The organism is bacterium, from assembly GCA_021372535.1.
Taxonomy (GTDB): Bacteria; Latescibacterota; Latescibacteria; order Latescibacterales; family Latescibacteraceae; genus JAFGMP01.
In genome coordinates this window covers 1-11,868 of sequence record JAJFUH010000101.1, presented here as the reverse complement: position 1 = coordinate 11,868, position 11,868 = coordinate 1, and the positions used below count along the sequence as shown (strand labels likewise).

The window sequence follows — 11,868 nt, the reverse complement described above, 5'->3', positions numbered from 1 at the left end:
ATCCGGCGCCAGACCGGGGATAGAGAACCGTGACCCGTTGTTGCATCTTCAGATAAACACTCATGACAATCGAGAGTAACAACGAAGGATGGAAAATGCATGGAAACTGTATATGGATTCCCGATTAAAGATTCAGGAATGACGGCGTTACGGGGACATCCGACGCCAGGCCGGGTATAAAGAACCGGGAGCCGTAAAGATTTTACATATTCTTCTTCATACCGGGATCGATCGGAGACGCCTGCCCCTCTTTATCCGCGCCCATAGTGAGGGTTATTTGCGGGAAGGGGATTTCGATGCCCCGTTCATCGAATTTCTTCTTGAGCAGCCTGTTGAACGCCCGCGCAACGCCCCACTGCTTGATCGGCTTTGTTTTTGTCCGCGCCTTGATGATGAGCGCCGATTCGGCAAACTGATCGAGCCCCAGAATTTCAATGGGTTCAAGAATATCATCCCGGAACAGGGGATCATTACGAAGCTCTTCATCGACCTGTTTGATCACATCCATGACTTTATCCACATCCTCGTGGTAGGAGACACCGATATCGAACACGTAATGTGAGTATTCCTTGGTCATATTGGTGACCACATCGATCTGTCCGTTACGGATATAATGGACATTACCGGAAAGATCGCGGAGAACGGTCATCCGCAGGTTTATCCGTTCCACAAGGCCGCTTTTACCGGCAATCTGGACCACATCACCGACACGTATCTCATCCTCGAGCAGGATAAAAAAACCGCCGATAACATCCTGTACCAGTGTCTGGGCGCCGAAACCGACAGCGAGACCCACAACGCCCGCGGCTGCGAGAATAGGCCCGATTTTGATATTCAGCTCGTCCATTATCGTGACAGCGGCTATAACCGCTATTCCGATAGTCAGCATATACCGTATGATGGATCGGAGGGTATCGGCCCGTTTTCTGAATTCATCATCCTTGTTTTTCACCAGCGAGGCAAATACACGAAACGATATGATACGGGCAATTTTGGAAGCGATCACCATGAGAACAAGAATCACGGCGATCCGCAGCCCGCTTGTGAGAAGCCATTGAACAGCAGTATGAACATATTCTTTTGTAGCCATGGATTGCAGCTCCTGTCTGAATAGTATGTGTACATGAATGGGAAAACGGTGAAAAATATATTTTTAGACATGATTTACAAGATTAACAAGATTGTTTTTTAAATTATAAACACATACATAGAAGCCTATTGAAGTCCTCTGCCCCTGTAATCATTTTCTATCAAAGAAAGAAAATGTAATCCAGTAATACATAATCCCCCCTGCCTTCGGCATCCCCCCTTTTTAAGGGGAGAAAACGGGTCGGATCCCTCTTTGTTTAATAAGGGGATACGGCGAAGCCGAGGGGGAATAATGATGTCAGCTGACTTGGCCGGATTACCGGACAGTTTTCCCGGTTAGAGCCATTTCTTCTTTCTGAAATAGAGAAGCATCGAAACACCTAATGTAAACATGACAAGCAGAAGGGAGGGATATCCCCATCGCATCTTGAGCTCGGGCATATATTCGAAATTCATCCCGTATACCCCCGCAATAAAGGTCAGAGGAATAAAAATGGCCGCAAATATCGTGAGGGTTTTCATAACCTCGTTCATCCTGTTGCTCAGGCTGGAAAGGTAAATATCGAGAATCCCGGAAATCATATCCCTCAATGTCTCCACCGTATCGATCACCTGAATCGCGTGGTCGCTGATATCCCGCAGATAAATACGGGTCGTATCCTGGATCAGATCCGATTCTCCGCGCTGCATATTACTGATCATTTCCCGTAAAGGCCATACCGACTTCCGCAGAAAAAGCGTTCCTTTTTTCAACTCATGAATGGTCTGGATAGTCTGAGTGCCCGGGTTGTTAATCAGCTCTTCCTCAATCAGGTCAACCTGATCGCCTGTTTTTTCAAGTATCACAAAATAGTTATCGACGATCGCATCGATGAGAGAATATGCAAGAAAATCGGCTCCCATTTTTCGGATTCGCCCCTTACCGGTCTTGATACGGTCTCTGACATGATTGAACACATCTCCCTCGCGCTCCTGAAACGAAATGACATAATTGCTTCCGAGCAGCAGACTGACCTGTTCGGATATTATCTCATCTCCGGTACCATCGTGATAGAGCATTTTCAGAACGAGGTAGATGTATTCATCGAAATCCTCATACTTGGGGCGCTGCCCGGTTGTGAGAATGTCTTCCAAGACAAGCGGATGAACGTTAAAATATGTCCCGATTTTTTCAATGATTCCGGGCTCATGAAGACCGTCAATATTGATCCATGAAACCGTGGGGGTATCCTTGAAAGGGAAACATTCCTCCACGGTTTTTGCTTCTTTTTCCTGAGCTTGTCCTTCATTATAATCGATGACCGTTATTCTTACCTTCTCGGCTTTCTGTTCGCCGATATGCATGAGCGTCCCGGGAGGCGAACCAATCTTATCCGACCGTTTTCTGATGATTTTCGGCATGAGCACCACCATCCCTTCATGGCAAAGGGTTTATTTATAAAGATTTGTTTTTATCTGGTAAAAATGATTTTCTTCAACAGGTTTTAATACTCCGGCGAATAAATAATGATACTAGTACTTGGAATAGATGCCGAAACACGTTCGGCATGACGTCATCCGATGTCACTGTTTAATCACCGAAGCAATAATCACCACGACTTATTACCATTATTCAATAAACACAATTCTTTTCCTTCTGTCCAGCAAACAATTGCGCGAAATGCTCATGGTCTTCTCTCAGTAAATGAACACCCTCCGCAGCAGCGCAGCGAGGTATTACCTTTTTTTTGACTCACTCTTCGACCACCTTTATTTGAAAAAGAGAAAGTCCAATTCAGCTCCCGTTCCGGCATATCAGAGCCACAGCGTGGTGAGAACGACGAAACGAATCAAGACTCATATCTCCTTTATCATGAAGGAATTACCGGGGATTTGGTAATGCCTTCATATTTTTCATATGTCTCAATTCGACCGATTTTTCATTGTAAAACCACCGGGTAATATACTGTCAAGGGTCAATATAAATCCCCTGTCAATGATTCATGTTGAGCGAACAAACATCTTTTTCATAAACGGGCGCATGAAAAAGATACTTTTTCACAGCCTTCTTCGTATTATATTGGTTTTATGAAACAAGAACATAAGGGGTAATTATCGCATAGAGGAGGATTCCATGCCGTTTTATGACCTGCCGGAAGACCAGCTGATGATCTACAAGCCCGACCGTGACGAGCCCGAGGATTTTGACGAATTCTGGAAAAGGACTCTCGACGAAGCCCGCGAATACACATTCGATGCCATATTTGAAAAGGTCGATTACGGGCTCAGGACAATTACAACGTACGATGTGACATTTTCCGGTTTTGCCGGGCAGGAGATCAAGGGGTGGCTCAACGTTCCGAGCAACCACGAGGGCGATATCCCCTGTGTCGTGGAATACGTCGGGTACGGGGGCGGGAGAGGCTTCCCCATGGACTGGCTGATATGGGCATCCGCCGGATACGCTCATTTCATCATGGATACGAGAGGCCAGGGCAGTACCTGGCTTACCGGCGACACCCCGGACATCGAGCCATCGGGTTCGAGTCCCCATTATCCCGGATTCATGACGAAAGGGATACTCAATCCGTCGAGCTACTATTACCGGAGGTTGATTGTCGATGCCGTCCTCGCCATAGATGCCGCCCGGTCGCATAATGCGGTGGATGGTACGAAGATCGCGGTCAGAGGCGTCAGCCAGGGGGGAGGGATCGCACTGGCTATGGCAGGGCTTGTTCCCTCGGTGCAGGCGGTGCTCACCAACGTTCCCTTCCTCTGCCACTACCGCCGGGCGACCGAGATTACCGATATAATGCCGTACGAGGAGATATCACGGTTTTTACGGGTGCACCGTGACAAGGTGGACGAGGTGTTCAGGACGCTTTCCTATTTCGACGGCCTCAATTTCGCGGTGCGCGCCACTGCTCCGGCTCTTTTTGCAGTGGGGCTCATGGACGACATCTGTCCGCCATCGACAGTATTTGCGGCTTACAACCATTACGGAGGCCCGAAGGATATCCGTGTCTGGCGGTACAATCTGCACGAGGGCGGCGGGACATTCCAGGTGGTCGACGAGATATCTTTTCTCAACGGGATATGGTCAAGTGAATAGCACCGGTAACAGACTGCGGTCATGGAACGTGTTCTTTCGCGCCTGCTCCGGTCATCAAGGATATTATTCTTGAAAAAACCCGATAGAAAGGTTATTTTACTATACTTATTTTTTCCACAATATTCTTCCCCGGAGGATGTTGTTTGTCGAATCATACAATCCATGTCAACGAAGACCGCTGCAAAGGTGTCGATGGCTGCGGTTTATGCATACATATCTGTCCGAAAAACGTCTATGAAAAAGCCGGGCATCTGACCGAAAAGGGTGTTTATTCCCCCGAGCCCGTCCACATCGAAGCATGCACGGCGTGTAAACTGTGCATGATCTACTGCCCCGACCTGGCGATTGTCGTTGAGCCCGCGACTGACGAGGAACCATGACCGGCATCGCCCTTATGCAGGTGCGCGATATTAAGGCGATGATCATACAAAACCCGGCGGAGTTGAAAAAGAACCATCCGGCCATATTCTGCGCCGGGGAAATATGAGTAACGGAGAGCGAGCGGTGAAAAACGAACGAGTGAGAACCGGACGCCATTTCATGCAGGGAAATATCGCCTGCGCCGAGGGAGCGCTGGCGGCCGGATGCAGTTTCATGGCCGGGTATCCCATAACCCCGGCATCGGAGATAGCGGAACAGCTTGCATCCCGTCTCCCCGCGTTGAGGGGCGATGACGGTGTTTTCATACAGATGGAGGACGAGATCAGCTCGCTCGCCGCGGTAATCGGAGCATCGTGGATGGGCAAAAAGGCCATGACCGCCACAAGCGGCCCGGGAATCAGCCTCATGCAGGAACATATCGGGCTCGCTGTCGGGACCGAGACTCCCTGCGTCATCATCGATGTTCAACGCGGCGGGCCGACGACCGGCATTCCCTCGGTCGAGCTCCAGGGCGATACCGTCCAGGTTCGGCGGGGATCGCACGGCGAATATCAGGTCATCGCGGTTGCACCCTCATCGCCGCAGGAGCTTTTCGACCATACCATCCTTGCCTTCAATCTCGCCGAGCGGTACCGGACGCCCGTTTTCGTTATGTCGGACGCCTTCATCGGCCACATGCGCGAAGAGGTGGTCATCCCCGCGCCCGAGGATATCGTGATAGAGAAACGGAAAATCCCCGCGCCGGGATTCGACAGCGAAACAGATCAGGCATTTCTCTCGGAGGATGTTGCGCCGATGCCGGTTTTCGGCAGGGGTTTCAAGAGCCATGTGACATCATCCTGCCATACAGAGACCGGGAAACGGAATGTCACCGATGCAATCGCCCTCGATAACTTTATACGGAAGCTCGACGCCAAGATTGCGAAGCACCGCGACAGCATCATCCGCGTGGACGACCGCACCGGGGATGCCGATATCGCGATTCTCGCCTACGGGAGCGTGTACCGTGCCGCATGCGCCGCAGCGGAAGCCGCCCGCGCCGAAGGAATGAGGGTCGGCGTGTTCAGGCCCATAACCCTCTGGCCGTTCCCCGACAGGGAGATAGCGGAGATGTCAGCCCGGGTCAAAGCCATCCTCGTGATGGAAAACAACCTCGGCCAGTACCTGCACTATGTGAAAGCCGAATCATCATGCCCCGTCCATTTTATCGAGCCTGAGATACTCGGAACCATGCATGACATCGGGAGTGTACTGAAGAAACTGAAAGAGATTCGGTGAGAGGTGTTCATACAGAAGCCCTCCGGTTGCCGGACGGGGAGACGATATCTTCTGCATGACGCCGTTCCACGGGAGAATACATAATGACGATCACGCATCCGCTTGATAAATACATACGCCCATCGGCAGCCAAAACGACCAACTGTCCCGGGTGCGGTAACGGGATTCTCGCCCAGGCCATCCTCCGGGCCATCGACGAGGAAGGCCTCGATATGGACGATTTCGTGTTCGTATCGGGAATCGGGTGCGCCGCATGGATTCCGAGCCCGTTCTTTCACGGCGATACGCTCCATACGACACACGGCCGCCCCATCGCATTCGCAACCGGAGTCAAGCTTGCCGCGCCCGACCGCCGTGTCATGGTGGTTTCCGGCGACGGCGATCTGCTCGCGATAGGAGGCAACCACTTTATCCACGCGGCACGCCGTAATATCGACATGACAGTCATCTGCGTGAACAATTACATCTACGGCATGACCGGCGGGCAGGTCGCACCGACGACACCGCTCGGTCTCAAGACCATGACAAGCCCGTACGGCAACGTTGAGAACAGTTTCGATATCAGCGGACTCGCCGCGGCGGCGGGCGCAACATTCGTGGCCCGGTGGACGGTGTTCCATACGCTCCAGATTACCCGCACGGTGAGAAAGGCGCTCAATCACAAGGGATTTTCGCTCATCGAGATCATCAGCCAATGTCCCGTGCAGTTCGGCAGAAAATCCGGCATGGGGAATACCCGTCAGATGTTCGACAATTTCAAAAATAATTCGGTAACCGCGAAAAAAGCGGCCGATATGACCGATGAGGAACGGGCCGGAAAACTCGTTGTCGGCGAATTTGTGGAGATTAACAAACCCGTGCTCAACGAGGGATTCTCCCGGATCAGGGAACAGCTTCGTGAAAGGAGCGGCGATGGCGAGGACTGAGATACGGTTTGCAGGGTTCGGCGGCCAGGGAGTTATTCTCGCCGGGGTGCTTCTCGGCACCGCGGCTGTTCTCCACGACGGCAGGCATGCCATTCAGTCCCAAAGCTACGGAGCCGCGGCCCGTGGGGGGGCGACACGATCCGATGTGATCATCAGCGACGAGACGATCCTCTATCCGCAGGTCACCGCGCCGGATATCATGGTCGCTTTCACTACCGAAGCGCTCGAAAAATACCGTGACGAGCTGAAACCCGGCGCAACGCTCATACTCGACGAAGACCTCGTGATCCCCCCGGAAAACGGCGGATTCAACGTGTACCGTGTCCCGGCGACCAGTATCGCGACGAAAGAGCTGGGGAAGGTTATCGTGGCGAACATGGTCATGCTCGGATTCTTTGCGGGCCTTACCGGGACAGTGAGCACGGACGCGCTTGAAAAGGTCATACGGGTACATGTGCCGAAAGGCAGCGAGGAATTGAATATAGCCGCTTTCCGCAAGGGTGTCGAGCGCGCCCGGGAACAGCAGGTATGATCGTTTTACAGGGAGCTTTTTCGAAGACTTTTCAATCGGGTAACCCATGAGACTTCATGAACATGAAGCAGCGGATATATTTGAAAGTTTCGGCATACCGGCCCCCTTGCGCGGTGTAGCGGAAACGCCTGAAGAGACGCTGCGCATAGCCGAGGAAATCGGATTCCCTGTCATCCTCAAGGCGCAGGTGCTTGTCGGAGGACGCGGTCTTGCGGGCGGTGTGAAGACGGCAGCCGGTCCTGTCGAGACCATCGAAACAGCCCGCGAACTTTTTAAAACCGATATAAAGGGACTCCCTGTCCGCAAACTGCTCGTGTCCCGTAAAGTCGATATTGTCAGCGAGCTGTACATCGGAATCACCGTGGACGGATATGCCGGGAAACCGGTGATCGTGGTAAGCACGGAAGGCGGGGTGAGCATCGAGGAGACTGCCCGCAGTCACCCGGAAAAAATCGCTTCGTACCATATCGACGAGCGGAAAGGATTTTTCCCGTATCAGGGTCGTAAGCTTCTCCGGGACATCGGGCTTCCGAAGAAGCTCCACATGCCGTTCACCGATGTCATGATCCGTCTGTATCGCGGATTCAAGACGCTCGATGCCCTCATCGCCGAAATCAATCCGCTTGCGGTGCTTTCGGACGGCAGTCTTATGGCGGTCGATGCGGTGCTCGAGATAGACGGTTCCGCTCTGTTCCGTGTTGGAAACCGTGTTTCCCGCGATCCCGGACGGATCGAGAATCCCCTCGAACGTCAGGGGAAAGAGATCGGCGTGACCTATGTCGATCTGGACGGCGACATCGGAATTATCGCATCGGGAGCGGGACTCGGCATGGCGACAATGGATATTATAGGCCAGAGGCTCCGTCCGGCCAACTTCCTCGAAACCGGGGGCGGAATCACCGAGGACCTTCTCTACCGGAGCATGGAGCTGGTCATGATGAAGCAGGGTATTCGGGCGATATTCATTAATATTTACGGCGGCATCAATCCGATTCACGAAGGGGCGCGCGGCATAGTGCGCTACATGAAGGAGCACGGAGTAACCATTCCCGTCGTGGCCAAGGCTCTCGGAAACCATCAGGAAGAGACATGGGAGATTCTCAGGGCCGGAGGCGTTCATGTGGTGACCGAAGTTCCCACGGAAATAGCGGCGGAACGCCTGTTTGAGCTTGTCAGCGGGTAAATTCATCCCCTGTGCGGCAAACGTGATACGAAATGAATAATCAGCCGTATTGATCTGCAGTTCAATCACATTTCAACAGAAGGAAAACAGACCCATGATTCGCAGAATTCTACCATGTATTATCACGGCTCTGGCGCTTGCGGTTATCGTTTCGGGTTCGGTTTACGCTCAGGAACAGCTCAAGATAGCGTTTGTCCGCACCGGGTATATCATGAGCAATTATGAACCTTACCGCGTGGCCATGAAAACGTTCCGCGATTTTGAAACGGCAGAGACAGAAAAGCTCCAGAAAAAGGGCGAGTTGTTTCAGCAGAAGGTTGCCGATTCCCAGAAACAGGCGGCCTTTATGGACGAGCAGAAGATTGCCCAGAGACGGGATGAGCTCGAACGTGAGAACGCCACTCTTCAGGACGAGTACGATAAGCTTCACAACAGGGACACGGGGATTCTCGTCACCCGGTACAACGAGCTTGTCAAACCGGTTTTTGATACGGTGGACAATGTCATCAAGAAAATCAGGACCGACGAAGGAATAGCGTTCATATTCGAGGCGGAAAGCGAAGTGCTCATCGACGCCGACCCGAAGTATGATATTTCCGACAAGGTTATCGCCGCGCTCGCGAAATTACAGCCGCCCGCAGCGGTAAAAAAGTAAATGTCAACGTTGGTGAACCATAATAAATTAAAGAATGACCCCTCTCGGCTTTGCCGTATCCCCCCTAACAGGGGGGAATTAAAAGGAGTCAATAGTATGAGTTTTCTTCAACGTATGAAAGCAACCTGGTACCAGCTATGGTGAGTCATCATAAAAGCGGACGAGACAGACAGCAGCCATGAGTATTCTTCTCGATAAATCGACCCGTGTCATCGTCCAGGGTATCACCGGTAAAATCGGAAGCATTCAGACCCGCTGGATGATCGAGTACGGCACCACCGTCGTCGGAGGGGTCACACCGGGCAAGGGCGGAATGAGTGTCGAGGGCGTGCCGGTCTTCGACAGTGTCGAATCGGCGGTCAGCGAGACCGGAGCCGGGGCATCGGTGTTTTTCGTTCCGGCGTCCTTTGTCATCGACGCCTTTTACGAGACTGTTGATGCGGGAGTCGGCCTCATCGTCGTCGTACCGGAGCATATCCCCGTCCACGATGTCATGCAGATGCGCGCTTATGCCCGTGAGAAGGGCGTTTTTGCGCTCGGTCCCACTACGCCGGGTATCATGACACCGGGCAAGGCAAAGATGGGCATCATGCCGGGCTCTCTTTTCAGGGAGGGACGTGTCGGTATCATTTCGAGGAGCGGCACGCTTGCCTATGAGGTCGCCGGAATTCTCGCCGACAGCGGCATCGGCCAGAGCACGGTGGTCGGGATGGGCGCTGACCCGGTCGTGCTCACCAACATGCCCGACCTTCTCGAACTGTTCGAAAACGATCCCGGCACAAGCGGCGTGGTGATAGTCGGCGAAGTCGGCGGCGTGCAGGAGGAAAAAGCCGCCGAATTCATCGGTGAGTCCATGACAAAACCTGTTGCCGCCTACATAGCGGGCCGTCACGCTCCCCAGGGAAAGCGCATGGGCCATGCGGGAGCGATCATCCGCGGCTCGACGGGCACGGTCGAAAGCAAATGCGAAGCGCTCTCTGCGGCAGGCGCGGAAATTCTCGTTACACCATACGAAGTGGTATCATGGGCGATAAAACACCATCTTGGATGACCGGTATTCAAAGGCCGGTATCCGGGGGAACTGTCTGCGCTCTTATATCCGTATAAAAATTCACCATTTTCATTCCGACTTCCTATGATTATTCCCCGTTTGATAAAAATCCGCCAGATATTCAACCGTGACCGCATCGAAAATCCCGCAGGGGAGCTAGCGGCGCGGCTCCGTACATCGGGTCTGCTCGACCGTGTCAAGCCGGGAATGCGAATCGCCGTTGCAACGGGCAGCCGGGGTATCCACGGAATCGCCGGACTCGTGCGGACAGTGGTCGATGAGCTGAAACAGGCCGGCGCGCAGCCCTTTATCGTCCCCGCGATGGGCTCCCACGGCGGCGGAACGGCGGAAGGCCAGCTGGCAGTGCTCGAAAGTTTCGGAATCTCGGAAGCGACGATGAACGTCCCGGTCATTTCCTCGATCGAGACGGAGACAATCGGGGCGACACCCTCCGGCGCGCCGGTGTTCATGGACAGGAATGCGCTCGGCTCTGATGGTATCGTGGTGATCAACCGCATCAAAATCCATACCGCCTTCCATGGCCGAGTGGAGAGCGGGCTCTGCAAAATTGTCGCTGTGGGGCTCGGAAAACGCGAGGGAGCGTCTACCCTTCACCGCTGCGGGCTCGGCGAAGAGGTTGTCGAGAGTTTCCGGGTCGCCCGCGTGAAAGCGCCTATTCTGTTCGGGGTCGGCATACTCGAAAACGCTTTCGATGAGACGCTCGATTTCATGGTCGTCGGCGCCGAAGACTTCGAGAAGGCCGATCACGAGCTCCTCGAACGGTGCCGCGCCATTGTTCCCCGTGTGCCTTTTCGGGAATTCGACATCCTCATCGTGGACGAGATGGGTAAGAACATATCCGGCACGGGAATGGACACGAATATCATCGGGTTCTGGAGACGGTTCGGGGGCGAGCGGGTTCCCGACTACAGTACGCTCATCGTCCGCGACCTGACTCCGGAGAGTCACGGGAACGCCATGGGTATCGGATTCGCCGACCTGACCACCCGCCGTCTCGTCGACAAGATCGACTACGGACCGACCTACACCAACGGCATCACATCGGGGACATGGGCGATTGTCCGCATACCCATCACCCTCGAAAACGATTTCGAGTGCATCCGGACGGCGCTCGAAAAGCACGAACCGGGACAGGCACGGATCATCCGCATCAAAAACACGCTCGAACTCGAGGAACTGCACATCTCCGGGAATCTCCTCGAAGGGATCAGGGTACGTGACGATCTCGAGGTTATCGGCAAACCGGAGGAGATGAGGTTCGATGCCGGGGGGAATCTGGTGTAAGATGATTCTGTATTGAATTTAAGCGGCGTATTCCCGTGTGAATTGAGAAAAAGACTTGACTTTATATAAATCTGTACTTATTAATATTCTTTGTTGCATGGATTTTTGAGATATACAAGATTTTGTATGTTTTTATGTATTTCATGGAAAAAATACAATATCTTGTAGTGCACGGTTTTCCCAGTAATTTAAAAAGGGTTGCCGGTTTATAAAGATAGATTGATTACTATCTACGGTCAGAACTGTCCGGTTAAACTACTGAGTACCTTTTATTTGCAGTAGAATATGATAGTTGCCACTCTTAACCATGGAAACTCACCCCGCGCATAACACCTTGATAAAATAGATGTTAGCGGGCGCTTCCCCTCTCTTGTGGC

11 protein-coding genes are annotated in these 11,868 nt (G+C 52.8%); 9 read left to right on the top strand and 2 right to left on the bottom strand.

Annotated elements, in window-relative coordinates:
* Positions 1-202: 202 nt before the first annotated feature.
* On the bottom strand, positions 203-1,090 hold the full coding sequence (locus LLG96_09420) for a mechanosensitive ion channel family protein (GenBank protein MCE5250423.1): 888 nt from the start codon (positions 1,088-1,090) through the stop codon (positions 203-205).
* A 335-nt stretch (positions 1,091-1,425) separates the two neighbouring features.
* Positions 1,426-2,490 (bottom strand): magnesium/cobalt transporter CorA, encoded by a 1,065-nt coding sequence (gene corA / locus LLG96_09415; protein ID MCE5250422.1) that lies wholly within the window; start codon positions 2,488-2,490, stop codon positions 1,426-1,428.
* 712 nt (positions 2,491-3,202) lie between these two features.
* On the opposite strand from corA, the gene LLG96_09410 reads away from it, so the two are divergent.
* The 9 genes from LLG96_09410 to LLG96_09370 all read left to right on the top strand — a co-directional run bounded on the left by LLG96_09410 (position 3,203) and on the right by LLG96_09370 (position 11,491).
* Positions 3,203-4,180, top strand: a complete 978-nt coding sequence (locus LLG96_09410; GenBank protein ID MCE5250421.1) for an acetylxylan esterase — start codon at positions 3,203-3,205, stop codon at positions 4,178-4,180.
* Between the two features lie 143 nt (positions 4,181-4,323).
* Positions 4,324-4,560, top strand: coding sequence for a ferredoxin family protein (locus LLG96_09405; protein MCE5250420.1), 237 nt, complete (start codon positions 4,324-4,326; stop codon positions 4,558-4,560).
* Positions 4,561-4,684: 124 nt separating this feature from the next.
* The gene (locus LLG96_09400; protein ID MCE5250419.1) at positions 4,685-5,839 is read left to right on the top strand and encodes a 2-oxoacid:acceptor oxidoreductase subunit alpha; all 1,155 of its coding nucleotides are present in this window, start codon (positions 4,685-4,687) and stop codon (positions 5,837-5,839) included.
* An 83-nt stretch (positions 5,840-5,922) separates the two neighbouring features.
* Positions 5,923-6,765: a thiamine pyrophosphate-dependent enzyme gene (locus tag LLG96_09395; GenBank protein MCE5250418.1), complete on the top strand. Its 843-nt coding sequence runs from the start codon at positions 5,923-5,925 to the stop codon at positions 6,763-6,765.
* Complete coding sequence (locus tag LLG96_09390; protein ID MCE5250417.1) at positions 6,752-7,297, top strand: 2-oxoacid:acceptor oxidoreductase family protein; 546 nt, start codon at positions 6,752-6,754, stop codon at positions 7,295-7,297. The genes LLG96_09395 and LLG96_09390 overlap by 14 nt, the downstream gene beginning before the upstream one ends.
* 46 nt (positions 7,298-7,343) lie before the next feature.
* Positions 7,344-8,480: a succinate--CoA ligase subunit beta gene (locus LLG96_09385; protein MCE5250416.1), complete on the top strand. Its 1,137-nt coding sequence runs from the start codon at positions 7,344-7,346 to the stop codon at positions 8,478-8,480.
* Between the two features lie 94 nt (positions 8,481-8,574).
* Complete coding sequence (locus tag LLG96_09380) at positions 8,575-9,135, top strand: OmpH family outer membrane protein (protein ID MCE5250415.1); 561 nt, start codon at positions 8,575-8,577, stop codon at positions 9,133-9,135.
* Positions 9,136-9,313: 178 nt separating this feature from the next.
* A complete protein-coding gene (gene sucD, locus LLG96_09375) occupies positions 9,314-10,186 on the top strand; it encodes a succinate--CoA ligase subunit alpha (protein MCE5250414.1) in 873 nt (290 codons plus the stop codon).
* A 99-nt stretch (positions 10,187-10,285) separates the two neighbouring features.
* Positions 10,286-11,491 (top strand): lactate racemase domain-containing protein, encoded by a 1,206-nt coding sequence (locus LLG96_09370; protein ID MCE5250413.1) that lies wholly within the window; start codon positions 10,286-10,288, stop codon positions 11,489-11,491.
* Positions 11,492-11,868: the final 377 nt, after the last annotated feature.